This window comes from Kitasatospora sp. NPDC085879 (assembly GCF_040686255.1).
In the GTDB taxonomy this organism is placed as follows: Bacteria; Actinomycetota; Actinomycetes; order Streptomycetales; family Streptomycetaceae; genus Kitasatospora.
Window position 1 is genome coordinate 1 of sequence record NZ_JBFBJZ010000091.1, and the last position, 23,167, is coordinate 23,167.

The window sequence follows — 23,167 nt, forward strand, 5'->3', positions numbered from 1 at the left end:
AACTACACGGCCTACATCGCCAGTAACGGAGGCTCCAACAGCTGGGACAGCACCACCAGTTGGGCCGCCGACACCAGCTGGCTGGTCGAACAGCCGCTGGGCTGACCCGCACCGCCGTCTCAGCAAGCTCGCCGGCCCGGCCGCAGGCCCGGCCCGTGGCCGGGCCGGTGCAGGGAGCCGGTCGAGGGCATCGGCCGGCTCCCTGCCACGTCGAATCCGCCTCCCAGGAAGGAAGCCCTTCATGGTCCCCCCACGGTCCCACGGGCGGGGGCTGCGTCTCCTCGCAGCCGCCGCACTGATGCTCACCGCCTGCGTCACCGCATCCACCGCCACGACCGCCGAGGCCGCGCCGGGCAGCCCTGCGCCCACCCCGCCGCTGGGCTGGAACAGCTGGAACAGCTTCGGGTGCGGGGTCGACGAGTCGAAGGTCCGCCAGGCCGCCGACGCGATGGTGTCCTCCGGCATGAAGGACGCCGGCTACCGGTACGTCATCGTCGACGACTGCTGGTTCGACCCGCAGCGCGACGGCGCGGGCAACCTCCGGGCCAACCCGACCAAGTTCCCCGGCGGCATGAAGGCGCTCGGGGACTACATCCACAACAAGGGCCTGAAGTTCGGCCTCTACGAGGCACCCAACGAGCGCACCTGCGCCCAGGCCGTGGGTTCCTACTCCGGCTCCACCGGCAGCAAGGGCCACGAAGCCCAGGACGCCACCACCTTCGCCTCGTGGGGCGTGGACTACCTCAAGTACGACTGGTGCTCGTCCATCGGCACGCTGGACCAGCAGGTCGCGCAGTTCACCCTCATGCGCGACGCCCTCCGCGCCACCGGCCGTCCCATCGTCTACAGCATCAACCCCAACAGCCTGCACGCCATCACCGGCTCCTCGTACAACTGGGGTGAGGTCGCGGACCTGTGGCGGACGACCGAGGACCTGCTCGACATCTGGCAGAACGGCAACACCAACAGCTACCCGATGGGCGTGGGCAACGTCCTCGACATCGACGCGCCGCTGGCCGCCCAGTCGGGCCCCGGCCACTGGAACGACCCCGACATGCTCGTGGTCGGCCGCCCCGGCCTGTCGCTGACCGAGTCCCGGTCCCACTTCGCCCTCTGGTCGCTGCTCTCGGCACCCCTCATCGCGGGCAACGACATCCGGACCATGTCCGGCGACGTGAGCGCGATCCTGCGCAACCCCCGTCTGCTGGCGGTGAACCAGGACGCGCTCGGCGCGGGCGGGCGCCGGGTGCGCGACGACGGCGACACCGAGGTGTTCGCCAAGCCCCTGTCCGACGGCTCGGTCGCCGTCGGCCTGTTCAACCGCGGAAGCGGCACCGCGACCGTCTCCGTCACGGCCGCGCAGGTCGGCCTCACCGGAGGGCCGTTCACTCTCACCGACCTGTGGACCGGCGACACGTCGAGCACGTCCGGCCAGATCTCGGCCAGCGTCCCGGCGCACGGCGTCGCCGTATACAGGGTGTCCGGCGGCAGCCCGCTGGCCTCCACCACCACACGGCTTCGCGGCACCGGGTCCGGCCGCTGCCTGGATGTGGACCGGGCCGCCACGACGGCCGGGACGGCGACGCTGATCTGGGACTGCCACAGCGCCGCCAACCAGCTGTGGACCACCTGGGCCGGAGGCGAGATCCGCGTCTACGGCGACAAGTGCCTGGACGCTTCCGGCCAGGGCAGCACCGACGGCACGCAGGTCATCATCTGGCCCTGCAACGGTCAGAACAACCAGAAGTGGACCGTGCAGGCCGACGGGTCGATCCGCAACGTCCACGCCGGGCTGTGTCTGGACGCCGACCACGCGGGGACCGCCAACGGCACCCCGGTCATCCTGTGGACCTGCAACGGCCAGAACAACCAGAAGTGGACGACCCTCCGGTAACCCGCCCCCTCGTCTGCGAGAAATGAACGGGAGTACGGCGGACGCGTGGCCCAGCCGGGCCACGCCTCCGCTGCGGTTCAGGCCGGGTACGGGAGGGGGCCTCCGGGGGTGCCGGCCGGCTGTGCAGGCGGCCGTCGTGGCTTCCGATGCGCACGTGCCACGGGTGCCGGCTGTCGGTGGTGACGGTGAGCCGCGCCGGTGCGGCACAGGTGGAAGCGGGCGGCGTCGCCGAGGCCCTCGATGCGGGGGACGGTGACGGTGACGGTCCGCTCGGCGCCGTCGGCGAAGGCGTGGACGCGCAGTTCGACGCCGTCGGCCCACGCGGAGACCGGGCGCCGGTCGTCGGCGGCGAGCGGGATGACGGAGTCGGGGCGGGCGAGCAGCGGCAGGGTGTGGAAGTCCTTGGCCCAGCGCGGGCCGACGACCTGCTGTCCGGTCAGGACGTTGGTCCAGGTGCCCTCTGGCACGTAGTACTCGACGGTGCCGTCGTCGGTGAAGACCGGGGCGACGAGCAGGTCGTCCCCGAGCAGGTACTGCCGGTCGAGGTGGCCGCGGCCGGGTCGTCGCTCGTCCTGCCCGGGGAGGAGACCAACAACGCCCGGCACTGGCTCGACGACCTGTCGACGACGATGAACTCGCTGCACGACCGCAACCGGGTGGCGACCGTGCACTACTACAGCTGGTACCCGTTCAGCGTGAACATCGCCAACGGCACGACCTACGACGCCAAGTCGCGGGCGGACCTGACCGAAGGCTTCGCCCGGGTGCACAACGCTTCGTCGCCAAGGGCGTCCCCGTCTACCTCGGTGAGTACGGCCTGCTCACCTGGCCCTACTCGGCGTCGTCGAGCGCGGCGGCGACCCGGTCGCCCAGGATCTGCGGCAGCTGGGCGAGGGCTTCCTTCGGTGTCAGCCACCGGGTGGCCCGCACCTCCCCGTCGGCGAACACGAGGCCGCTGATCTATTCGCTGGTGAGCGGCGGCAGGTCGTGGACGTGGACGACCAGCGCCCGCCCGTAGCGCGTCAGCCGGGCTGGGACGCTGTCCACGACCAGCAGCCGCCCGACGGGCAGGTGCAGGCCGAGTTCTTCGGCGAGCTCGCGCGCGCCCGGCTCGACGGGGCTCTCCCCGGCCTCGACCATGCCGCCCACCAGCTCCAAGTGCTGCTTGTAGGTGGGTTCCAGGACCAGCACTCGGCCCTCGCCGTCACGGACCAACACGGTGGCGGCTGTCATCGGGCCGGGCAGCATGCTGTAGTAGTCACGCGGTGGCACCGGCGCGGGCTCGCTGTCGTGCAGTAGGGCGGTATGTGCGCCTCGCTCGGCGGTCAGCGCCGCGCGAAGCCGAGCCGCCACCACCGGGGCCAGCAGCTCAAGCGCCTCTTTATCGCCGACCCACCGAGCCTCGCGGATCTCCTCCTCCTGCAGCACCAGGTCCACCGGGCCGGTGGTGTGCGCGGCGTAGACGTAGGCCAGCATCGGTCAGCCGAGCCGGTCGGCGGGCACCGCGTCCATGGCCAGCAGCCGACCCGTCTCGGCGTCGATGCCGAGCTCCTCCCGGAGCTCGCGCGCCAGGGCGTCCGCCAGCAGTTCGTCGCCCACCATGCCGCCCGGCAAGTCCCAGCCGTCCTTGTACGTGGGGTCGACGATCAGCAGCCGCCCGTCCAGATCGCGCAGCAGCGCGTCGGCGCACGCGAGCGGGGCCGCATGGTCGGCCAGGTAACGCCGCAGCTCGGCGTTCACCGCGCCCGGGTCCGGTTCGGCGGGGGCGGCGTGCTGTTCGGTGGTGGACACCTGGTTCCTCTCGGTCGGCGGAGGGGGCGTGCTGTGTGATGCGCACGGATCCGGGCGGGGCTGCTGGTCAGGGGCGGTCGGGCGGAGGAAAGGTCAGACCGGCGGCGTCCAGCCGAATCATGACCGTGCGGACCCGGCCGTCGGGCAGGGACTCGCGCCGGTAGAGGAACGCGGCGTTGCCGCCGTCAGGGACGGCGACGCCCTCCCCCGTGATCGGCTGTCCGTCCGCCACGGCCCGTAGCTGTTGCTCGGCATCGGCCGGGTGCTGTGCTGACGGATCGGGCAGGCGGCTGTGGCGGCCGGCCATGATCACACGGTGTCTGCGGCGGGCGAGCTGGGGCAGGCGGTAGTGCGCTGTGCGGTCAGCAGGACCGCGGCGAGGGGGCCAGCCTCGGTGATCCGGCCGTCGCCGCACATTTCAACCGCCTGCTCCAGGGTCACCCAGTGCAGCTCCATGTCGGCCTCGCTCGCGTCCCGGTGGTGCTCGCCGAGGCTCAGACCCCGGGCGAGGTACAGGTGCTCGCGGGTCCGCGCGCCGGCGGGCATCCGCCACATCGTCGTCAGCAGTTCGACCTCGGCAGCGCGGATGCCGGCCTCCTCGGCCAGTTCGCGGCACGCGGCCGCCAGCGGCTCCTCGCTTACCTCGCATCCGCCGCCGGGGCACATCAGCAGCCGTTGCCCGCACATGTAGACGTTCTCCTCCACCAGGGCGATCCGGCCCCGGTCGTCGAGGGCCACGACGCGCACCCCGTCGACGGACTCGGTGTACTCGTATGTTCCCGTGCTCTGGTCGGTGCGCCGGACCGCGTCGCGGCGCACCACCACCCGCAGTCCCGTGTACTGGACGGTCGACGAGACCGTGGTCCAGCCGTCGATCATGCCGGGCCCTCCTTCTGGCTGTGCTGCGCCGGTAGGAGGCCCGCGGTCGCTCGGTGGGTGAGGTAGGCGCTGAGCTGCATCGGGTCGTTCTCGGCGCCGTCGGGGGCGCCGTCCAGCCAGGTCATCAGCTGCAGCGCGAGGAGTCGGCTGTCCTCGGAGATGGTCGGGTCGGAGCTGAGGCGGCGGTGGGTGAACCAGGTGAGCTGGTGATCGGGCTGCTGCTCGATGGCCGCAGGCGCGGTGTCCACGAGGGCCAGGTAGATGTGGTCGACGTGGGTGTGCGGGGTGCTGGTGTGGCCGTCGGGGCTCGCGCCTCCTTCGCAGATCCACCACGGAGCGGGAACCAGACGGTGGGGAAAGCCGGCCGGGGTGGGTGCCGCGGGCCCGGGGATCAGGCGGGCCTTGTGGCCGGTCTCTTCCAGGACTTCGCGGACGGCGGCGTCGTGCACTCCCTCGCCGACCTCGCCGTGGCCGCCGGCAGGCATGTGGCTGCCCAGCCGGTCGTGCCAGATCAGTCCCACGCTCCACTGGCTGGCGTTGCGGCACAGGAGGAACGTGCTCGCGGTCACCTCCCGAACCGTGCTGCCCGCCGTCTGCTGGTCGGTCACTGAATCACCTCGAGTTCGCTCGGACGTTGAGTGCCCGGCCGGGCGCTGCGTCTTCTCGTCGCTGTACGGGAGGGGCGGGGCAGACCGCGACCGCGGGCCGTCGATCTCGCTGTGCGCGGATCCCGCTGCCGGGTGCCTTCACGGTCAGCCGGTCGCCGCCGCAGCCAGGAGCTTGCGGGTGAACCGGTGCATGTTCGGGTCCAGTTGCTGGATGGGTTCCGCGAGAACCCGACGCCAGGGCAGCCACTCGACGGCGGTGTACTCGCCGGGGTCGAACCAGCTGACCTCCTGCCGGCAAGCGCGCAGAACGAACCAGAACGACACGTCGGTGTGACTGCGCGGGCCCACCGTCGGTGTGCGGGTGACGAAGAACGGGCTCCGGCCGAGGAAGGGAACGGCCGGAAGCCGCAGTTCCTCCCCCGCCTCACGTTCGACCGTCTGCCAGAGCGCTTCTCCCGGCTCCGCGTGCCCGCCGGCCGGCAGGCGCAGACCGCTCTTGACGTGGTGCCCCAGCAGAAGCTCTTCGCGGTCAGGGTCGGCGACGACGAAGTAGGCGACCAGGTGCGGGTCAGGCACATCGAAAGCGGTCCGGTCCAGCGGCGCCCCGCTGCGGATCCACTCCACGGTCTCCTCCAGATGCTGCGCCTCCGTCGCGTCCCAGGGGCTGATGGCGGCGAGGTCCTGGCACAGCCGCTGGCAGCGGTCATGGTCGGGTTGAGCATGGATCACTACGAGCTGCTCCTTGGGATTGGCCGGCCCAACGACGGCGCGGTGTGGTGGTGCTGCAGCCGTACGCAGGTCCTGACGGCGTCAGGCACTGTGCACGGCGGGGCCGCCCGGTCAGGCCGGGCGGTTGGTGATGCGGAGCAGCGCCGGGGGGGTGGCGGCGGCCGTTGACCTGGAGTGCGAGGTGGTAACTGTCCGGCGCGACGGCGGCGGTGGACTTCAGAGCATGGGTCTTGGCCAGGCCCAGTGGTGTGCCTGCCTTGGCGGTGGCCCGGGTGAGGTGGGAGACCTTCTCCCGGGCCCGGGTGTCGGGGTCGGTGCTGGTCAGGAGGTACATGACATGCACCGGGGTGTCGGTGGGGGCGGTGAGGTCGGCTTCGAAGGTGAGGCTGTCGCCGAGCCGGTAGTCGGTATGGGCAAGGCGGATCGGGCCGACACTGACGGCGGCCTGGGGGTCGTAGCCGAGGATCGTGTAGGCGGGTGCCCGCCCTGTCTTGAGCCCGGCCTTGAGTTCCAGGCGGGGCAGGTCGGGGTCACCTGCACGGTGAAAGAGGCGGCGTCGAATCCGGGGCAGGCTGCGTGCATCTCGCGCCCGATCCGAGCAATCCGCTCTGGGCTCAACGCCCTTTTTTTCATGGGCACTTGGGAACTCATTGGACCACCCTAGTGCCGACGCGACCCGGAGGCGGGCGGCTCGGCGGGGATTCCCCCATCGGTGGGACAGGGCGGCGTGTCGGCTGGCTGCGCGTGGCACCGCACGCCGCCGGGGCCGACAGGTACACGGTGCGGCCGGTGCGCCGGGCGTCGTCATAGGCCTGAAGGCGGGCGTAGCGGTCGGGGGCAGACAGTGGCGCCATTGGTCGAGGGTGGCGAAGCGGGCGTTGTCGTGCTCGTCGGGGTCGAGTCTGATGCGGGGCCTGTGCGGTCGGCAGGGTGCCGCCGTCGAAGACGATGCCGAGTTGTCCAGGCCGGTCTCGGCGGGGCGGGGCGACGACCACAGCGAGTGGCGCCCGCACGGTGATCTTGTGGCCGGTACTGCCAGGCCTCGGCCGCCGGTGGAGTGGAGCAGCAGGATCCGTCCATCCTCGTGGATATGGAGTACGGCCCATGCATTCCAGCCGGGAAGGGCGGCAAGGTACTGGTGAAGTGGAGCGGGGCTGCAGACGATGCAGTGCCCATGCGCCTGTGTCCCTGCCCGTTCGGGGGCGCATCACCGGGAGGGTTCCTGCCTCGGCGTGCAGCTGCAGCCGTCGGAGACGCATCGACAGCGCAGCTCCGCGATAGGTATCTGAGTCTCGGTCCGGAGGCCGCCGGGGCAGGCGTGGTGCGCGCCGAGCTGGCACTCCGCGGTGACGTACCGGCCGCCGAGCTGCAGGTCGAATCCGATGTGCACGTCCTTGCTCATGTCGTGCGGCGGCCAGACCTGCTCCGGGACGTGTGCCAGGGGCGGCCGGGTGATCCCGGTCGGGACGATGCTCACGCCGTCTCCCGGTGCCGCTCGCAGGCTACGACGGCCCGGCCGAGCGGCGCGCCGGGCTTGGCCGGTGTGGTGAAGGCGTGCCCGGCCGGGTGCAGGGGGCCGGTGCAGTCGGTGCCGCGCCAGCACTTGAGGCCGTGCAGCTGGTCGCGGTCGAGGCCGTCGGCGGAGCGCGCGTCCAGGACGGCCCGGGGGATCAGGTCAGCCATGACCAGCAAGTTAGGGCGGCAGGTTGCTCGGCCTCGGCCCGATTTCTCGGGATTTCTCCTACGGCCGGCGGGGCTTCCCCGGGTTGCTCCGCGAGCACCGCGCGGGCGCGGGCGATCAGCCGGTGCGCGGCCGGGCCGTACACCGCAGCCTGATGCAACTTCCCCCGGACCTTCGCGTACAGGGCGATGTCCGCCGGGTCGTCGAGCCACATCTCGGTGTTCCACGTCTCGACGATGGCGAGCCGGTCGTCGAAGATCCAGAAGCCGTGCTTCGGGATGACGCTCACCGGGGCGCCGAGCGGCACGATGCCGAGCTCGACGGTGTCCAGGCCGAGCAGACCGCCGAGGCGATCCAGCTGGGCGGCGAGGACGTCGGGCGGGTAGATCTGCACGTACAGGGCGGCCTCGGCCATGACGAACCGGAACCGCTTGCCGCTCTGGTACAGCGCCTCTTGGCGGCGCAGACGGGCGCGTACGCCCTCCTCGATGTCCCGGGGCCCGTCGTGCAGGTCGCTCGCGTGGGTGAGCACGTGCCGGGCGTACTCGGCGATCTGGAACATGCCGGAGACGATGCCGGGCTCGTACCCGGTCGTCACGGTCGTCTCCTGGGTGTGCGTCACCCCGGCCTTCCGGCGGGCCCGGTGGCCGCCGGCGAGGAGGCGCTTCCACGTGCGGTACCGGGACTCAAGGCCCTGCAACCGGCCCTTGAGCTCGGCTGCGGAACCGGGCTGGCCGACCGCCTCGGCCCACGCCTGCAAGTCGCCGGGGGTGGCGGTCTGGCGGCCGTTCTCGAGTTTCGACACCTTCGAGGCGGGCCAGCCCAACCGGGCGGCGAGGTCCCGCCCGTTCACGCCGGCCTCGGTGCGCAGCTCGCGCCGCCGCGCACCGAGGGGCAAGCGGGCCTGCTGGAAGTCGGTACTCACACGCCGGAGAGTACGCGCGCGGTGAAGTCGACCGTAGGCACGGCGAAGTGCCAGGCGGCGTCGCGGGCCTGGCAGGCGGCGAGCACCTCGGCCGGGTCCTCGACGATCTCGACGCCGAGGGTGTTGTCGTCGTCGAAGTGGAAGCGCACCAGCGTGCGGGAGTCGAACAGCCAGAAGTCGACGGCGGGCAGGGTGAGCCGCTCGGCATCGGCCCGCGGCAGGTTGCGGATGTCCTCGCCAGCCTCGACGTTGCCGAGCCCGGAGGTCATCAGGAACCGCTGTCCGAGGGTGGGCGGGTCGTCGACCAGGCGCACACGCTCGAAGCGCTTGCCAGCGGCCGTCTGGCGGCGCACGTTGGCGTGCCACGGGTTGTCCGGCTCGAAGGGCAACGGTTCGCCGCGCCGGAACCGCTCGTAGCGCTCGGTGCCGACGTCGACCGCATACCCGCGTCGGGTCTCCAAGCGGAACGCCGTGTGCTCGAAGTCCTCGAAGAGGTGGGCCATCGTCTCGAAGGGTTGAACGCCGGGCACCGGGGCTACTCCTTGGGCGCGAAGCGGGTCAACAGGTCGCGGGGGACGACCACGAAAGTCTCACCGGGCAGGACGTCGCGCAGATGCTCGAGGGCTTCCGGATCGGTGAGCCGCTCACCCTGCACGACGATGTCACCGGTCTCGGTCTCATACAGGGTCGGACAGTTGCCGCTGTCGCTGGTGCTTCCGAGGAACCTGAGCTTCAGGGTGCGCTCCCTCTCTGCTGGATGAGCAACCAGGATGGCGGGACGGCGGCGGAGACGTTGGCATTTCGCGTGGACCGGCTGGAATCAGAGGCCGCCGCCCGGTGCAGGCCGTTGGGGACGATGACGTTGACGGCTTCCAGCACCTCGAACGGGCCTCGGTATGTCGATGGCCAGGCGCAGTGGTGCGCCCGCCTTGGCGGTGGCCCGGGTGAGGTGGGCGATCTTCTCCCGGTTCCGGGTGTCGGGGTCGGTGCGGGTCAGGACGTACATGACGTGCACCGGGGTGTCGGTGGACGCGGTGAGGTCGGCTTCGAAGGTGAGGCTGTCGCCGAGCCGGTAGTCGGTTCGGTCAGGCGGATCGGGCTGAAGCTGACGGCAGCTTGGGGGTTGTAGCCGAGGATCGTGTAGGCGGGTGCCCAGCCGGCCTTGAGGCAGGCCTTGAGCGCCTCGCGGGTGATGAAGGCGAGCTCGGAGTCCGTGGCGCGCCCTTCGCAGCGCCACCTGGTCAGGGTGGTGAGGACGAGTTCGGGCTGGGTGCGGGTGATGTCGCGCAGGTGGTTGGCGACCGACGTGGTGACGAAGCGGCTGCTGTCGGCGTACAGCACGTCGAGCAGCGGCAGCGCGGTGTCGACGGGCAGGCCGATGCCGACGGACCAGGGCAGGTGGGGGCGGAGGGACTCACTGGCCAGGCGTCGCACCCGGTGGTCGGGGTTGGTGGCCCAGCCGGCTGCGGCCGCCAGCGTCTGCTCGGGGTAGGTGTCGAGGAAGGTGCGGACGGCGTCCTCGGCGGAGAAGTACGGGGTGAGGGCGTCGGGCGCGGCGAAGGCCTGGTCGAGCCGCTCGGGGTGGAGGTGGTGGGCGGCTACGTAGGCGGAGTGCGGGGCGTAGATGTACAGGCCGAAGTCGGTCTCTGCGCCGGCGGCCTCCGGGGTGGGTGGCAGGGAGCGCAGCAGGGCGTCGAGGGCGGCCGGTCCGGGACGGGCAGGTGCTGGTGCAGACCCTCGGCGGTGCGGGCGATGCGGGCCTTGAGTTCCAGGCGGGGCAGGTCGGCGGTCACCTGCGTGGTGAAAGCGTCGGCGTCGAATCCGGGGCAGGCTGCGTGCATCTCTCGCCCGATCCGGGCGATCCGTTCCGGGCTCAACGCCCGCTCTTTCATGGGCACTTGGGAACTCATCGGACTCACCCTAGTGCCGGTCCGATCCGGAGGCGGGCGGCTCGGTGGGGATTCCCCCGTCGGAGGGACCGGAGCGGCGTGTCGGCTGGCGGACGGCGGCGCGGACCAGCAGTCGCGGTGGCGGGAGCTGTCGCAGGAGGATGCGGTATGCAGGACGGTGAGGTTGTCCCGGACAGCCAGGTCACCTTGCTTCCAGCGGTGGGTGTAGAGGTAGCCGGGGCTGGCGGTGTGGGCAAGGACTCCATGCGGGGGATGACCGCGGAGCCGAGCAGAAGCGCTGGTACCGGTGGTGGGGTCTAGGGGCATGTGGGGGGGCGAACTCGGGCAGCTGCGCGAGGGTGCCGGCCTGAGTGGCACGCGGTCATACCCGGCGTCTGCCTGCGCCTACACTGGGCATCCCTGGGTGACATCATCGGCCAGGCGCGATCGGTGCGCTTCGGCCAGGGTCCGCCGCGCGCGTAGTCGGGCCCGGGGATTTTGGACACAGTCTGCGGGTCGGAACACGCTGCACCTCCGCAGCGATGGGGTCGTGCTGATCAGTACCCAGGGGCGTGCTCAGCTCACTTCCCCCGGGCAGGACGCGTCCACCGGTGAGGCCCTGACCTGCGCCGCGGGAACCGGCCGGCCCACTGCGTCGTCGATTACCGACGTGACTGAAGTGACCCCCACCCTGCCCGACGACCACAAAGAACTGATCTCCGACCTCTGCGGGATCGTCAGCGACTACCCCTACGGGAGCCCGTCGGCGATCCTCGGTCTGCTCGCCGACGACGCGGCGGACGCGCTCGACCGCATCGGCACCCCGCAGGGGCACCGGGAACGGACCGGGTACACGATCCTGCTCCACACCACGTGCTGGTACGTCGCCGCACGCGTCTTCAGCAGGTCCCTCTTCGCGTCGTACACGCAAGCTCTGGAAGGGTTGCGGGCCACGCTCGATCCGGCGTCCTGCACATGCGCGGCCGGGGCCCACCCCACCGACGTGGACGACGAGTACGGCGTCGAGGCCGGAGTGAGCATGCTGTCAGAGGCCGGCCGTGCCGTGTTCGCCGAGGAGTACGGGCTGGAGGACGAGGAGTTGGCGGCGTTCGACTGCGAGGCGTTCCTCGCCGGTCTCGCCGATGGGGCCGCCGCCCGCATGCGCGAGGCCCACGAGGAGCTCTTCGGCAGTGTGGACGTCTCCCACCTCGACGCGCGGTTCCTCCGGGGCGACGGCGGGATCGACGTCGTCGCCCTGCAGGAGGCGATCCGGCGTTCCTGGGAGGACAACACCGGCCCTGTTGCGCTGTGGTCCTCCCGCCGCTGGCTGGCTGGGCAGGTGCGCGACGAGGAACGGATCGGCCTGTTCCTGTCCCTGTGGATGGGCATCGCCCAGACCTATGACGGCCTGCCCCCCTCCTACGTCCGCGACCTGGTCGCGGCCCTGGACACCATCGACCCGGACGCCTCGTGCGAGCACCCCCAGCACCCCTGGTCCGCGACCACGCACACGGCCTCCCGGTACGAGGCGGTAGTGCATCTGTACGCGCCCGAGGACCACCCGGACACTCCGGTGCCCGTCGAGCTCTCGGCCCGCGAACTGTGGGAATGCCCGGCGCACTATGCCGAGCTGGCACGCGGTGCGCGGGAGATCGTCCAGCAGTGGCGTCACATGCGCGGCGGCGAGGAGGAGGACTGGTAGGTCCTGGTGCGGGCCCGCCCTGCGGTCCCCGGCACTCACCCGCATGGTCCGCACGAGTCGTGGTGATGCCGGAAGCGGCACGGGGACGGACACAGTTCCCCGTGTTCCCCTGTCCCGCGAAGGAGAGGTGACCCTCGTGCTGGCCCTTGGCGTCTCTGGTGCCGCAGGAAAGGGCGTGTTGGTAGGGGCGCACTGCTTGGAGCGATGGCCGGAGTACGGCGTCTGGTACGGGTGCTGCGTCCCGAACGCCTGGAGCGGGAACAGGAGCAGCAGGCGCGCCTGGCCGCCGCCGAGGAGCGGACCCAGATCACCCGGGAGATGCACGACATCGTCACCCACCACATACCACGGCATTGCCGTTTCGTCCCAGGTCAGGAGCCTGATCGACCATCCGGGGTCAGCAAAGCGTCAGCATGACACCGGGGAGCGTGAACGAGCATGGCGACCGCAGGCATCATCCGCGGCATGGGCAGCGTCTTCAAGGACTGCGAACACCCCGAGTCCAGGTGGACCAGGTGCCCCCACGAGTACAAAATCCGTTACCGCAACGCGGCCGGGAAGCAGACCCAGGAGTCGGGCTTCGCCACCCAGGAGAAGGCCAAGGCCCGGCTCGCCGAGGTGTACCAGGAGCGGAAGCACGCCCCGCAGAGCCAGCGCAAGGCCGAACGGATCAAAAAGTACGGCGGCATGCAGTTCGGCGACTACGTCGCCGAGTGGAAGGCCGGCCAGCGCGACCTGGGCGCCGCCTCGGTGCGACACCTCGGCTCGCTCCTCGCGCACCACCTCTACCCGGCATTCCGGAGCCGCCGGATGGGTACCTTCGACCACAAGGTCGTGGAGGCATTCATCCAGAGCATGGAGCGCAACGGGGTCGGCCTCGCCACGCAGTCCAACGCCTTCGACCGGCTGAGGGCGATCCTCCTGGACGCCCATCGGCTCGGCCTCTACGACGAGAACCTCGTCGACGGCGTCAAGCCTCCCCAGTACGACCCGAAGCGCGCGATCATCCCCTCCATCGAACAGCTCCAGGCCATACGCACGGTCTGCGACGACGACCTCCTCGTCGTCGCAGACCTCATGAGCGGCTGCGGCCTGCGAAACGGCGAAGCAGCCGCCGTCAACCTCAAGAACATGGTCGCCGACGACGACGTCTACCGCGTGAGCGAGCAGGTCAACCAGACCACCAGGGAGTACGCGCCGCTCAAGCACCGCAAGGCCGGCGAGTACCGCGACGTCCCGCTCCCCGCTCGCGTCAGGCAGACCATCGAGTGGTACGCCGACAAGCACGGCACGGTAGACGGCTACCTCCTCCGCCACCCGAGGGACATGAGCAAGCCGATCCCCTACCACTGCCTCGACAACCAGTGGCGGCGAATCAGGAAGGCAGGGAAGGTCGACATTCCGGAGGACATGGTCCTCTACGGCCTCCGACACTTCTTCGCCTCGAACTGCCTCAGCCACGGCACCCCGATCACCGATGTCGCCGAGTGGATGGGGCACCGAAGTCTGGACATCACCTTCAAGATCTACCGCCACCTCATGCCAGGCTCGATCGGCCGCGCCGCCAAGGTCCTCGACGTCGGCCTGGTCGCCTGAGCAGCGAGGAGGGCGCGCCCCGGCTCCGGGGCGCGCCATCCTCGATTCCTGCGGCGGGTCACACGGAAGGCACCTGCTGCTGCTTCACCCATGCCTGGACTTCCGAGACCTTGAACTGCAGCTTCGCATTCGGTCCATGGCCGAACCGCTACGCGCTGAGTCCCGACGGAACCGTCACCGCGGCGCGGATCGTACCGCCCACCGCGCAGAACCAGGCGGCCATCGAGGAGGATCTGCGCCGCCAGGTCCGGACCCGGCTGGCGCGGTCCCGTTCCGCCGTCGGGGACGAGGAACTCGCCGCGCTCTGCGAGCGGGCCGTCCGCAACCACGACCCGTGCATCTCCTGCGCCGCGCACTTCCTCGACCTCACGGTGGAACGGGCATGACCGGCCGGGTGCTGGTGATCGGGGTCGGCAACCCCTTCCGCCGAGACGACGGCGCAGGACCGGCCGTCGTCGAGGCCCTGAGAGCACGCGGTGAACGGTCCGCCGTCCTCGCAGTGAGCGACGGGGACCCTGGTCGGCTGATGGAGCTCTGGAGCCCGGCCGACACGGTGGTCGTCGCCGAGGCGCTGCGCTCCCCCGCCGGTTGCCCCGGCCGGCTGCACACCGTCCGGGCCGGGCGGGCCGCCTCGCTGGCGGCCGCAACGGCCAGCACCCACGGCCTCGGCCTCGCGGAGACCATGGCCCTGGCCGCCGCCCTCGACCGGCTGCCGAACGAGCTGATCGTCCACGCAGTCGAGGGGGTGGACTTCACCGCAGGCGTCGGCCTCACCAGCCCCGTTCGGGCGGCGCTGCCAGGCCTCGTGCGGCTGGTGACCGCCTCCATGCGGACCGTGTGCCCGCCCCACGGTCGGCAGTGAGTCCCGTTCCCGCCGAGGAGGCCGTTCTCCATCCGGACAGGGCCAACAGGCACCAGCGGCGACCGCTACCGGAACCGAGACTGGAGGTGTCGCGCCGTGGCCGAACGCCGTGACCGAGCGTGGCGGGCCGGGGAAACCGACCCGCCCGGAGAGGAGCACGCCGGGCAGCGCCGTACCGTCGAGGACGTCATGACGCACGATGTCGTCGTGGTCCACCGCGGTACCCGTGGTGGACCACGAGCGCCACCCGATCGGCCACGCCCTGATGACTGCACTGTGCGAACACGCCGATCCGAACACCTCGGCGGCCGAGCAGCGGAACTGGTCGCCGACGAGACGGCGCGGTCGTCCTCGCCATCGCTGGCGGAGCTGCGCCGCTGGGCAGGCAGGGCGTGAAGCCACAGCTCGCGCACACTCCGAGGGGTGATGCCGACGGCCAGCCCGGTGAGTCCCGGTTGTAGTCGGCTCCGGGCCCGCCTTCGCCGCTGTCACCGACCTGCGCCATGGGCAACCTGCCCGGTAGCCCTCACCACCTCTGTTCGGCCGGCACCGAACTGGGCGTCACCCTGGCCGCCCTCCTCCTCCCCCCGGCGGCGAGCCCCCATGGGCAGGCGGCCTGTACCCGTCCGTCCGCAGGATCAGGGCCGAACGGCCCCAGCGGAGTGCAGGTCACCCGGCCGACGCTGGTAGTACGGGCGCAGGCGCAGCGACCCGCCCGGCGGGTCACGCGCCTCACCCGGCCGTATGCCGGAGGAGGCGACGCAGCGATGACCGGAGTACCGGCCCACACGCCGATGCACGTCAAGACCTGGACCCTGAAGCTCGATCTGTTCGAGTCCGGGGACACGACCACCGCGCACGGCGTGCTCGACACCGGCGACAACATTCTCGAGAGCCGCAGCAGCGCCCACCGCAGCCCGCAGGATGCCGCTGTACCCGAGATCGGCGACGAGTACGCGGCCGGGCGCGCCCTGATGGAGCTCGGACACCAGCTCCTGCTGGCCGGCATGCACGACGCTGCCGCCAACACGCCGACCACAAGCCTCTGAGCTCCGGACACGGGAGGAGAAGTCATGACCAGCGACCAGGCAGGACAGGCGATCGTCGTCGGCGTGGACGGCTCGGAACAGTCCCGGCGGGCCCTGCGCTGGGCCGTCCACCAGGCTGGGCTGACCGGCGCCACGATACGGGCGGTCATTGCCTGGGAGCCGCCGTTCACGGGATGGGGCGCGGACGTCCCGGCCTCCGGGGAGAAGGCGATGAACGACATCGCGACAAGGGTGCTGGCAGAGAGCGTCGAGAAGGTCGCGGGCACCGAGCCGGCGGTCGAGATCAGCACGACGGTCGCCCGGGGCACTCCCGCACAGGTGCTGCTGTCGGCGGCCAGCGAGGAGGACGTGGTCCTCCTGGTGGTGGGGAGCCGTGGAATCGGCGGATTCGCCGGCGCCCTGCTCGGCTCGGTGGGACAGCACTGCGCGCAGCACGCACCGTGCCCGGTCCTGATCGTGCGCGGCCGCTGACTGCGCCCGGCCGTGTCCTCGAGCGAGAAGGAGTGAACCATGCGCAGGCGGCCGACCGGCAGCGGGACGTCAGGAGTTCCGGCCGGGCAACGGGGAGACATCGCACGGCGCGTGACGCTGTGCAGGGAGCGGCTGGGACTCAACCGCGAGGAGGTGGCGGAGCGGGCCGGCATGGCGGTGGAGTACCTGGAGTACCTGGAGTACCTGGAGTCATCCGCCGCGGTGCCCGGCTCGGCACCCCTCACCCGGCTGGCAGGCGTGTTGGGCACCTCCGTCGCCGACCTGCTCGGCGCCGGCACGGAGGTACCCCCGGGGCGTGGGGAAGCCGCCGCTCAGCCGCTGGTCGAGCAGCTCGCGCCGGCCGAGTGCTGGGCGAAGCTGGCGTCCGGCGGGATCGGCCGGGTGGTGCTCTCGACCGCGGACGGTCCCGTCGCACTGCCCGTGAACTTCCGGGTGCTGGACGGATCGGTGGTCTACCGAACCGCGGAGGGCAGCAGCGTCTGCCCGGAGGCCGGTGCCCCCCTCGCGTTCGAGGCGGACCGCGTCGACGAGGCGCTGAGTTCGGGCTGGAGCGTTCTGGTGAAGGGCACCGCCGTCCGGCTGGACGAGCCCGCGGTCGTCGAGCACCTGGTACACCGCGGCCGCCCTGATCCGTGGGTCGGGGAGGGGCGCGACGTCTGGATCCGGATCCGCACGTCGTCGGTCACGGGTCGGCGTATCCGCACCGACGGACCCGCGGCCGGCCGTTGAGACCGAGACCGGTGCCGCCCGTGAACGAAGGACGGCACCAGAGGGTGTGACGGACCGCCGTCGTGGTGACGGCGGTCCGGCTCAGCCTCCGCTCCGGCGTGTCCCGGTCCGGACCCTGCGGCACAGCCGATCCCCGGGTCCGGGACACTCTGGCTCACCCGTCGGCCCGGTAGGCGTGGGGGTGTTCGAGGCGGAGCTCGGTGTCGTCCTCCGTCCAGTCGAGGGTCTGATGGACGCCCACGACTCCGTCGACGGCGCGACACAGCTGCTCGGCGATCGGGATCAGGCTGCGGCGCGGCAGCCGACCGGCCACGGTCACGACACCGTCGTCGACGGTGACCTGGATGTCCTCCGCGGAGGTCCAGAGGATCTGGCCGAAGACGTCGTGGACGATCTCCTCGCGGATCGCCGCATCGTGCCGCAGGAAGACCTCCAGCAGGTCGCGCCGGCTGACGATGCCGACGAGTCGGCCGGCCTCGTCCACCACGGGCAGGCGCTTCACCTTGTGCTTGTCCATCTGCCGGGCGGCTTCCGGCACCGACCAGGTGGGCCGGGCGGTGACCGCCGGCGTGGTCATCAGCCCGCCGGCGGTCTCCGCCTCTGCGCGGGCACGGTCCTTCGGCGGCAGCCAGCGGCCCGGCGCGCGGCCTTCCGGGTCGGGCAGCACCGCCTCCTTGCGGATCAGGTCCGCCTCGGAGACCATGCCGATCGGCCGGTCCTGTTCGTCGAGGACCGGGACGGCCGTGATGTCGTTGCGGTGGAACAGGCCCGCGACCTCCTTGAACGGCGTGTCCGGCCGCGCGGTCACCACCTCTTGGGTCATGACGTCGTGAACGCTCCGGTGCTGCATGGTGCTCCTCCTCCTCGGTGGATCGGGGTCTCACTCGAACGTGGTCACTTCGGCCGCGCGCCGGGTCCGGTCGGTGACCGAGACGACGCCGTCGATCGCACGGCACAGTCTGCAGACGACCGCAGCCAGGTAGGGAGGGTCGATGACGCCGCTGAGTGTGACCCGTCCCTGATCGACATCAAGGCTCACCGCGGCGGGGTCGGCGCCGTCGATCTCGCCGAGGACCTCGCCGACGATCTGCTCGGCGATGGCCCGGTCGTCACGGAGGAAGACCTTGACGAGGTCGGCCCTGCTGACCATGCCGACCAGTCGGCCGTCGGCGTCCACGACGGGCAGGTGCTTCACGCTGTTCCGTTCCATGTGCCGGGCGGCGGCGACCACGCTCGCGTCGGCGGCGATGCACACCGGCGGAGCGGACATCAGACCGGCCGCCGTGGTCCGGTCGCCTTCCGGACGGGGCACGGTGCGCATCTCGTCGGGATCGTCCTGGACGGCCTGGGTGTGCATCAGGTCCGCCTCGGACACGATGCCGATCGGACGCTCCGCCTCGTCGACCACCGGCACTGCGCTGATCCGGTGCACCGCCAGCGTGGCGGCGATCTCGCGGAAGCCGGCACCGGGTGGGACGCGGACCACCTCCCGGGTCATGACGTCGGCCACCTGTCGGTGTCTCATGGCCGGGCTCCTTCCTCGGGTTCCCGACGCGCGGTTCCCCCACCGGTCGTGGCCGGCTGGATGAGGCGGCCGGTCACGGTCTCCGGGACGATGCGCGAGGTCCACTGCGATGATCCGGGCGGGGGTGTAGGGGCGTGCGGTGGCGATCGTCGCGTGCCCGATCGGGCCGGCGCCGACGACTACGACGGTGTCCCCGGGGCCGACCCGGTCGCCGGCCGCGGTGGTGCGTACCCCCGTCCCGGTGTCGACGACCGTGCCGACAGCCTCGTGGCCGAGGATCCGGCCATCGGTCACCTCAGGGACGTCGCCCTTGAGGATGTGCAGATCGGTGCCGCAGACGGTCACCGCTTCCACGCGCACGATCGCGTCCTCGGGATCGGTGAGGACGGGGTCGGGGACCTCGCCCCACAGACGGCGGCCCGGCCCGTGGTACGTCAGAGCCTTCATGTCCGGTCACTCCCTCGGACGTCCCGGCGCTGTCGCACGCTGCCGGGATTCCCTTTCAGCGTCGTGCCGCCACGACCACCGCACCATGGGCCGGATGGCCCGCGGGGCGGGTCGAGCGGCCCCACCACCGCGGCGCGTACGGTCGGTGCGTGGCTAGCCTGGAGACGGGGCTCCTGTCAGAACGGAGATCGACGTGGGGAAGGACCGGGACGAGGGCGGGTCCCCGCTGCCGCAGCTCCACCTGGACGGTCTGCTCGATGAGCTCCAGGCCCGGCTGGACGCCGCCCGCAACGCCCGCGACCGGGTGCACAGCCTGCTGGAGGCGGTGCTGGATGTCGGCCGGGACCTCGAGCTCGGCCAGGCCCTGCAGCACATCGTCGAGGCCGCGGTGACCCTGGTGCACGCCGAGTACGGCGCGCTGGGCGTGATCGGCGAGGACCGCAGACTGTCCCAGTTCATCCCGGTGGGGATCAGCGAGGAGCGGCGGGAGCGGATCGGCCCGCTGCCGTCCGGGCACGGCCTGCTGGGCGAACTGATCCGCCACCCGGTGCCGCTGCGGCTGGACGAGATCGCGGACCACCCCTCGTCGGTCGGCTTCCCGGAACACCATCCGCCGATGCACAGCTTCCTCGGAGTGCCGATCCGCGTGCGGGACAAGGTCTTCGGCAACCTGTACTTGTCGGAGAAGCGCGGCGGCGGGGGGTTCGACGCGGATGACGAGGCGGTGCTCGCCACGCTGGCGGTGGCCGCGGGGGTGGCGATCGACAACGCCCGTCTCTACGCGCGGGCCCGGCTGCGGGAACGTTGGCTCGCCGCGGGCGCCGAGGTCACCGGCGGCCTGCTGTCGGGCGAGGCGGAGCAGGTGGTGCTGGACCTGCTGGTGAGCCGCGCTTCCGAGATCGCCGGTGCGGACCTGGCGGTGGTGGCGTTCTGCTTCCCCGGGACGGACGAACTGGAGGTCAGGATCGCGATGGGCCTGCGCGGCGCCGACCACCAGGGTCTGGTGCTGCCGGTCAAGGGATCGTTCATGGGGGCGGCCGTGCAGTCGGCCGGTCTGGTGGTCAGTACCGACGTCCACAAGGATCCGCGGATCACGGTCGGCCCGCCGCGCTGGGACGGCCTGGGCCCTGCGGTCGCGGTGCCGATCGGCACGGCCGAGGGCGGCATCCGCGGCGTGCTGATGCTCGCCAGGGCCGAGGGTGCACCGCTCTTCGACCTCGACGAGTCCGCCCCGCTGCAGGGATTCGCGGCCCAGGCGGCAGTGGCCATGGAACTGGCCGAACGGCGCCGCGACTCGGAGCAGGTGGCGCTGCTCCAGGAGCGCGACCGGATCGCCCGCGACCTGCACGACCTGGCCATCCAGCGGCTCTTCGCCACCGGGATGACCCTGCAGGGCGCGACCCGCTTCATCGAGCACCCGGAGGCGACCGACCGCGTGCTGCGGGCCATCGACGACCTGGACGAAACCGCGAAGACCATCCGGTCCACCATCTTCGGCCTGCGGACCAAGCTCTCCGGCCCGGCCGGCAAGGGGCTGCGGGCGAGGGTCGTGGAGACCGTGGACCGGGCAGCCGCCGTCCTCGGCTTCGCCCCGGCGCTGCGGATGACCGGGCTGATCGACGTCACCGTCCCTCCCGAGACGGCCGACGAGGCGCTGGCCGTCCTGCACGAAGCACTGTCCAACACCACCCGGCACTCCGGGGCCGCATCTGTGGAGGTGACGCTCACCGCAGGCGCCGACCTGGTGCTCACGATCACGGACAACGGCGTGGGACTGCCGGAGGGCGGACGGCGAAGCGGCCTGGCGAACCTGGCCGAACGGGCGGCCGCACTGGGCGGCGGGTTCGACGCCCGCACCCGGCCTGACGGCGGGACGGAGCTGGTCTGGCGGGTGCCGCTGCCGGCCGCGTGAGCTCACGGGCGCTCGTCGTCGTCCTCGTCGATGCTGTCGGTCAGCGGGAGCCTCGGCGTCGGTGCGCCTTCGGGGCCGTAGCCGAGCCTGAGGATCATTTGCACGCAGCCGGGCCCGTGGGACGGGTCCCGGGTCGCCCAGCGTACGTGGGGCCACTCGAGTGCCTGGTGCAGCATGGACGCGCGGACCTGGTGGACGGTGGCGACCAGCAGGACGTGCTGCAGGGCCATGCCTGCGCGCAGCCAGTCCACTGGGCGGTCCTGGTGGGTGGACAGGACGGCGAGACACGGATGGGCCTCGAATCGGGCGGGCGGCAGGTGGTCGGCCGGGTCGATGGCGGAGAAGTCCCGCACCGGCAGGTGGCCTGCGGAGTCCTGTGGTCCGAGGGCGCTGCGCGGTATGCCGAGCTGCGGTCCGCCGGGTTCCCGGATCCAGGTGCGGCTCTCGCTGCGACGCCCGATATCGGTGGTGTTGGACCGTTCGGCCTCGGCGGTCAGATGGAGCAGTCGTTCGGTCTCCTCCGGGCCGGGGATCTCGAGCATCTGCTCCTCCGCCCGTGCAGCTGCGACGAGGGCGGCGAGGACGGCGGCCGGGACGGGCGGGCCGGAGAACGGCGTGCGGATGGTGTGCCGGTGCCAGATCGCTCCGTACAGTTCTGTGGTGCTGGGGAGGGTGACGAGGGCCGGCCGGTCGAGTTCGACGGCTGCCAGCAGGTCGGGTTCGGCGGGGTCGGGCAGCAGCCGGATCTCGGGGGCCCAGCCCAGGTGGCGGGCCGCGACGCGCAGGTTGAAGACGGCGGCCCCGACCGAGATGTACAGGGCCTGGCCCCGCGGGTCGGTCTGGGGAAGCTGCCGCTCTCCGACGGCGCGCACCTCAAGGGTGGAGGTCTCGGGGCGCAGCCTGAAGTGCCACGGCTGGCTGTTGTGGATGGACGGTGCGGCGACCGCGGCGGCGACCAGTGTCTCCAGTGCGGCGGCGTCGAGGGCGATGGTCGACATGACGGCTCCTCCGGGGGTTCGGTCAGCCGGGGGCCGGCCGATGCGCGTCCTGCGGGGCGTCCAAGCGCTGGCGGATGAGCCGGGTGGTGGGGCTCGTGACGGCGATGCCCCGCCCGTTCGCGCCGCGGTCGATCCAGTGCATCATCGCGGGCTCCTGGGCCAGCAGGGTCGGGGGCGGACGCCCTCACTCCCACCCTCCGCCCGCGGCACCGGGTGCACATGGGCCGGACGGGCCGATCCAGCGGGCCGTGCGGCTCAGTGTGAGTGCGGTGACCGGTGCTCCGGGTGGGCCTGTGCGGCCAGGACGGCGGCCTGGAGGCGCCGCTCGACGCCGAGTTTGGCGAGGAGGCGCGAGACGTGGTTCTTGACCGTCTTCTCGGCGAGGTAGAGCTCCTTGCCGATCTGCCGGTTGGTCTTGCCTTCGCCCACCAGGGCGAGGATCTCGCGCTCGCGTGGAGTCAGCTGGTCGAGCATGGCCCGGCTGTCGGTCTCGTCGTGGTGGCGCAGGCTCTCCATCAGCTTGTGGGTGGTGGCCGGGTCGAGCATCGACTGGCCCGCCGCCACGGTGCGGACGGCACCGACCAGATCGGCGCTCTTGACCTGCTTGAGGACGTAGCCGGCCGCGCCGGCCATGATGGCGTCCAGCAGCGCGTCGTCGTCGTCGAAGGACGTCAGCATCAGGCAGACCAGGTCGGGCATCCGGTCGCGCAGCTCCCGGCAGACGGTGACGCCGTCGCCGTCGGGGAGCCGCACGTCGAGCACGGCCACCCGGGGTTTCAGGGCGGGCACCCGTGCCAGTGCCTGGGCGCAGGTGCCCGCCTCGCCGACGACCTCGATGTCGGGTTCGGCGTCCAGCAGGTCCTTCACTCCCCGCCGCACGATCTCGTGGTCGTCCAGCAGGAACACCCGTACGGGCTGTTCGGTGTCACCGTCCCGCATCGGTTCCATGGCGGCCTCCTGTGCATCGTCTCTCTCAGATTCTGTGCGCCCGCGTGCGGTGCCGCACCGGCCGATCCGGTTCAGCCGTGCGGAACGACGGCGACCGGGACGCGGACCCGGCCCGCGACCGCGCGCGCCACCGGGCCGAGGCTCCGGCCCGATCGGCCGACGACGAAGAGGTCGCAGCCCTCCCCCGCTGCTCGGACTAGTTCCTCGGCAGCCGTGCCCAGGCGGACCTCGGCGACGGTCCGCGGGGGTGCGGGGCCACGCTCGGCCTCCGGCCCGGGGCCGCGGTCGGTCGCGGGCCGGGTCAGCCGCTGCAGCACCCGCTGGGTGTGCTCGGTCGGCTCGTGCTCGACGGCGACGATCCGGAGTTCGACCCCGCGGAGCCCGGCCGTGTCCCGGGCGAAGCCAACGACCTGCGGGGCGGGGCGCTGGGGGTCGACCGCCACGACGACCCGCCCCGTCGCGGAGGACCCCGGCCCCGGCGGGTTGCTGGCCGCCGCCCGCGGGGCCGGCC

The 23,167-nt window shown here is 71.7% G+C and carries 28 protein-coding genes and 1 pseudogene; 9 read left to right on the forward strand and 20 right to left on the reverse strand.

Going from position 1 to position 23,167, the window contains the following annotated elements; all coding sequences use genetic code 11:
- The first annotated feature begins 241 nt into the window (after positions 1 to 241).
- Positions 242 to 1,894 (forward strand): ricin-type beta-trefoil lectin domain protein, encoded by a 1,653-nt coding sequence (locus AB0P35_RS37385; RefSeq protein ID WP_363520032.1) that lies wholly within the window; start codon positions 242 to 244, stop codon positions 1,892 to 1,894.
- A gap of 77 nt (positions 1,895 to 1,971) precedes the next feature.
- Here the strand turns inward: AB0P35_RS37385 and AB0P35_RS37390 are convergent, their stop codons facing one another.
- The 14 genes from AB0P35_RS37390 to AB0P35_RS37455 all read right to left on the reverse strand — a co-directional run bounded on the left by AB0P35_RS37390 (position 1,972) and on the right by AB0P35_RS37455 (position 10,723).
- Complete coding sequence (locus tag AB0P35_RS37390; protein ID WP_363520035.1) at positions 1,972 to 2,499, reverse strand: hypothetical protein; 528 nt, start codon at positions 2,497 to 2,499, stop codon at positions 1,972 to 1,974.
- A 355-nt stretch (positions 2,500 to 2,854) separates the two neighbouring features.
- Complete coding sequence (locus AB0P35_RS37395; RefSeq protein WP_363520037.1) at positions 2,855 to 3,370, reverse strand: NUDIX hydrolase; 516 nt, start codon at positions 3,368 to 3,370, stop codon at positions 2,855 to 2,857.
- A 3-nt stretch (positions 3,371 to 3,373) separates the two neighbouring features.
- Entirely contained in the window at positions 3,374 to 3,685 is a 312-nt protein-coding gene (locus AB0P35_RS37400; RefSeq protein ID WP_363520039.1) for an NUDIX domain-containing protein, read from the reverse strand.
- 67 nt (positions 3,686 to 3,752) lie between these two features.
- Positions 3,753 to 3,992, reverse strand: coding sequence for a hypothetical protein (locus AB0P35_RS37405; RefSeq protein WP_363520042.1), 240 nt, complete (start codon positions 3,990 to 3,992; stop codon positions 3,753 to 3,755).
- Between the two features lie 2 nt (positions 3,993 to 3,994).
- Positions 3,995 to 4,564: an NUDIX hydrolase gene (locus tag AB0P35_RS37410; RefSeq protein ID WP_363520045.1), complete on the reverse strand. Its 570-nt coding sequence runs from the start codon at positions 4,562 to 4,564 to the stop codon at positions 3,995 to 3,997.
- Positions 4,561 to 5,172 carry an NUDIX domain-containing protein gene (locus AB0P35_RS37415; protein ID WP_363520047.1) on the reverse strand — a complete coding sequence of 204 codons (612 nt, stop codon included), beginning with the start codon at positions 5,170 to 5,172 and terminating at the stop codon, positions 4,561 to 4,563. Before AB0P35_RS37415 ends, AB0P35_RS37410 begins: the two co-directional genes overlap by 4 nt.
- A gap of 144 nt (positions 5,173 to 5,316) precedes the next feature.
- Positions 5,317 to 5,901 (reverse strand): NUDIX domain-containing protein, encoded by a 585-nt coding sequence (locus AB0P35_RS37420; protein ID WP_363520049.1) that lies wholly within the window; start codon positions 5,899 to 5,901, stop codon positions 5,317 to 5,319.
- Positions 5,902 to 7,108: 1,207 nt separating this feature from the next.
- Complete coding sequence (locus AB0P35_RS37425; protein ID WP_363520052.1) at positions 7,109 to 7,378, reverse strand: hypothetical protein; 270 nt, start codon at positions 7,376 to 7,378, stop codon at positions 7,109 to 7,111.
- Positions 7,375 to 7,584: a hypothetical protein gene (locus AB0P35_RS37430; protein ID WP_363520055.1), complete on the reverse strand. Its 210-nt coding sequence runs from the start codon at positions 7,582 to 7,584 to the stop codon at positions 7,375 to 7,377. The genes AB0P35_RS37425 and AB0P35_RS37430 overlap by 4 nt, the downstream gene beginning before the upstream one ends.
- Positions 7,572 to 8,507 (reverse strand): helix-turn-helix transcriptional regulator, encoded by a 936-nt coding sequence (locus AB0P35_RS37435; protein WP_363520057.1) that lies wholly within the window; start codon positions 8,505 to 8,507, stop codon positions 7,572 to 7,574. The genes AB0P35_RS37430 and AB0P35_RS37435 overlap by 13 nt, the downstream gene beginning before the upstream one ends.
- Positions 8,504 to 9,037, reverse strand: a complete 534-nt coding sequence (locus tag AB0P35_RS37440; protein WP_363520060.1) for a DUF6879 family protein — start codon at positions 9,035 to 9,037, stop codon at positions 8,504 to 8,506. The genes AB0P35_RS37435 and AB0P35_RS37440 overlap by 4 nt, the downstream gene beginning before the upstream one ends.
- Before the next feature lie 5 nt (positions 9,038 to 9,042).
- On the reverse strand, positions 9,043 to 9,243 hold the full coding sequence (locus tag AB0P35_RS37445) for a hypothetical protein (RefSeq protein ID WP_363520103.1): 201 nt from the start codon (positions 9,241 to 9,243) through the stop codon (positions 9,043 to 9,045).
- Between the two features lie 257 nt (positions 9,244 to 9,500).
- Entirely contained in the window at positions 9,501 to 9,941 is a 441-nt protein-coding gene (locus AB0P35_RS37450) for a hypothetical protein (RefSeq protein WP_363520063.1), read from the reverse strand.
- Positions 9,942 to 10,105: 164 nt separating this feature from the next.
- Positions 10,106 to 10,723 (reverse strand): TauD/TfdA family dioxygenase, encoded by a 618-nt coding sequence (locus AB0P35_RS37455; protein ID WP_363520065.1) that lies wholly within the window; start codon positions 10,721 to 10,723, stop codon positions 10,106 to 10,108.
- Positions 10,724 to 11,066: 343 nt separating this feature from the next.
- Here AB0P35_RS37455 and AB0P35_RS37460 point away from each other — a divergent pair, with 343 nt between their 5' ends.
- The 7 genes and pseudogenes from AB0P35_RS37460 (at position 11,067) to AB0P35_RS37490 (ending at position 16,826) form a co-directional block, all read left to right on the forward strand.
- Positions 11,067 to 12,098 carry a hypothetical protein gene (locus AB0P35_RS37460; RefSeq protein WP_363520068.1) on the forward strand — a complete coding sequence of 344 codons (1,032 nt, stop codon included), beginning with the start codon at positions 11,067 to 11,069 and terminating at the stop codon, positions 12,096 to 12,098.
- Positions 12,099 to 12,536: 438 nt separating this feature from the next.
- Positions 12,537 to 13,694 (forward strand): tyrosine-type recombinase/integrase, encoded by a 1,158-nt coding sequence (locus AB0P35_RS37465; protein WP_363520070.1) that lies wholly within the window; start codon positions 12,537 to 12,539, stop codon positions 13,692 to 13,694.
- Between the two features lie 143 nt (positions 13,695 to 13,837).
- Positions 13,838 to 14,080: pseudogene (locus AB0P35_RS37470) on the forward strand (Ni/Fe hydrogenase subunit alpha); the annotation flags it as partial.
- Positions 14,077 to 14,556: a hydrogenase maturation protease gene (locus AB0P35_RS37475; RefSeq protein ID WP_363520073.1), complete on the forward strand. Its 480-nt coding sequence runs from the start codon at positions 14,077 to 14,079 to the stop codon at positions 14,554 to 14,556. The pseudogene AB0P35_RS37470 and the gene AB0P35_RS37475, both read left to right, overlap by 4 nt.
- Positions 14,557 to 15,323: 767 nt before the next feature.
- On the forward strand, positions 15,324 to 15,605 hold the full coding sequence (locus AB0P35_RS37480; RefSeq protein ID WP_363520076.1) for a dsRBD fold-containing protein: 282 nt from the start codon (positions 15,324 to 15,326) through the stop codon (positions 15,603 to 15,605).
- Between the two features lie 24 nt (positions 15,606 to 15,629).
- Entirely contained in the window at positions 15,630 to 16,076 is a 447-nt protein-coding gene (locus AB0P35_RS37485; RefSeq protein ID WP_363520079.1) for a universal stress protein, read from the forward strand.
- Positions 16,077 to 16,187: 111 nt separating this feature from the next.
- A complete protein-coding gene (locus AB0P35_RS37490) occupies positions 16,188 to 16,826 on the forward strand; it encodes a pyridoxamine 5'-phosphate oxidase family protein (protein WP_363520081.1) in 639 nt (212 codons plus the stop codon).
- Between the two features lie 154 nt (positions 16,827 to 16,980).
- On the opposite strand, the gene AB0P35_RS37495 is transcribed toward AB0P35_RS37490, so the two are convergent.
- A complete protein-coding gene (locus AB0P35_RS37495) occupies positions 16,981 to 17,676 on the reverse strand; it encodes a CBS domain-containing protein (RefSeq protein WP_363520084.1) in 696 nt (231 codons plus the stop codon).
- A gap of 30 nt (positions 17,677 to 17,706) precedes the next feature.
- Complete coding sequence (locus AB0P35_RS37500) at positions 17,707 to 18,798, reverse strand: CBS domain-containing protein (protein WP_363520086.1); 1,092 nt, start codon at positions 18,796 to 18,798, stop codon at positions 17,707 to 17,709.
- A gap of 193 nt (positions 18,799 to 18,991) precedes the next feature.
- Between AB0P35_RS37500 and AB0P35_RS37505 the strand changes: the two genes are divergently transcribed.
- A complete protein-coding gene (locus AB0P35_RS37505; protein ID WP_363520089.1) occupies positions 18,992 to 20,710 on the forward strand; it encodes a GAF domain-containing protein in 1,719 nt (572 codons plus the stop codon).
- 2 nt (positions 20,711 to 20,712) lie between these two features.
- On the opposite strand, the gene AB0P35_RS37510 is transcribed toward AB0P35_RS37505, so the two are convergent.
- The 4 genes from AB0P35_RS37510 to AB0P35_RS37525 all read right to left on the reverse strand — a co-directional run.
- The gene (locus AB0P35_RS37510; protein ID WP_363520092.1) at positions 20,713 to 21,708 is read right to left on the reverse strand and encodes a hypothetical protein; all 996 of its coding nucleotides are present in this window, start codon (positions 21,706 to 21,708) and stop codon (positions 20,713 to 20,715) included.
- Positions 21,709 to 21,730: 22 nt separating this feature from the next.
- Positions 21,731 to 21,853 carry a hypothetical protein gene (locus AB0P35_RS37515; protein WP_363520094.1) on the reverse strand — a complete coding sequence of 41 codons (123 nt, stop codon included), beginning with the start codon at positions 21,851 to 21,853 and terminating at the stop codon, positions 21,731 to 21,733.
- A 110-nt stretch (positions 21,854 to 21,963) separates the two neighbouring features.
- The gene (locus AB0P35_RS37520; RefSeq protein ID WP_363520097.1) at positions 21,964 to 22,656 is read right to left on the reverse strand and encodes a response regulator transcription factor; all 693 of its coding nucleotides are present in this window, start codon (positions 22,654 to 22,656) and stop codon (positions 21,964 to 21,966) included.
- Between the two features lie 71 nt (positions 22,657 to 22,727).
- The coding region (locus AB0P35_RS37525) for a universal stress protein (RefSeq protein ID WP_363520100.1) at positions 22,728 to 23,167 on the reverse strand (440 nt) is incomplete at its 5' end.

Bases quoted from the DNA above. Each gene is read 5' to 3' on its own strand.
- AB0P35_RS37510 (WP_363520092.1), bottom strand. From the start codon at position 21,708: ATGTCGACCATCGCCCTCGACGCCGCCGCACTGGAGACACTGGTCGCC.
- AB0P35_RS37495 (WP_363520084.1), bottom strand. From the start codon at position 17,676: ATGCAGCACCGGAGCGTTCACGACGTCATGACCCAAGAGGTGGTGACC.
- AB0P35_RS37480 (WP_363520076.1), top strand. From the start codon at position 15,324: ATGACCGGAGTACCGGCCCACACGCCGATGCACGTCAAGACCTGGACC.
- AB0P35_RS37465 (WP_363520070.1), top strand. From the start codon at position 12,537: ATGGCGACCGCAGGCATCATCCGCGGCATGGGCAGCGTCTTCAAGGAC.
- AB0P35_RS37520 (WP_363520097.1), bottom strand. From the start codon at position 22,656: ATGGAACCGATGCGGGACGGTGACACCGAACAGCCCGTACGGGTGTTC.
- AB0P35_RS37455 (WP_363520065.1), bottom strand. From the start codon at position 10,723: ATGCCCCTAGACCCCACCACCGGTACCAGCGCTTCTGCTCGGCTCCGC.
- AB0P35_RS37405 (WP_363520042.1), bottom strand. From the start codon at position 3,992: ATGGCCGGCCGCCACAGCCGCCTGCCCGATCCGTCAGCACAGCACCCG.
- AB0P35_RS37500 (WP_363520086.1), bottom strand. From the start codon at position 18,798: ATGAAGGCTCTGACGTACCACGGGCCGGGCCGCCGTCTGTGGGGCGAG.
- AB0P35_RS37385 (WP_363520032.1), top strand. From the start codon at position 242: ATGGTCCCCCCACGGTCCCACGGGCGGGGGCTGCGTCTCCTCGCAGCC.
- AB0P35_RS37485 (WP_363520079.1), top strand. From the start codon at position 15,630: ATGACCAGCGACCAGGCAGGACAGGCGATCGTCGTCGGCGTGGACGGC.
- AB0P35_RS37515 (WP_363520094.1), bottom strand. From the start codon at position 21,853: ATGATGCACTGGATCGACCGCGGCGCGAACGGGCGGGGCATCGCCGTC.
- AB0P35_RS37410 (WP_363520045.1), bottom strand. From the start codon at position 4,564: ATGATCGACGGCTGGACCACGGTCTCGTCGACCGTCCAGTACACGGGA.
- AB0P35_RS37430 (WP_363520055.1), bottom strand. From the start codon at position 7,584: ATGGCTGACCTGATCCCCCGGGCCGTCCTGGACGCGCGCTCCGCCGAC.
- AB0P35_RS37395 (WP_363520037.1), bottom strand. From the start codon at position 3,370: ATGCTGGCCTACGTCTACGCCGCGCACACCACCGGCCCGGTGGACCTG.
- AB0P35_RS37475 (WP_363520073.1), top strand. From the start codon at position 14,077: ATGACCGGCCGGGTGCTGGTGATCGGGGTCGGCAACCCCTTCCGCCGA.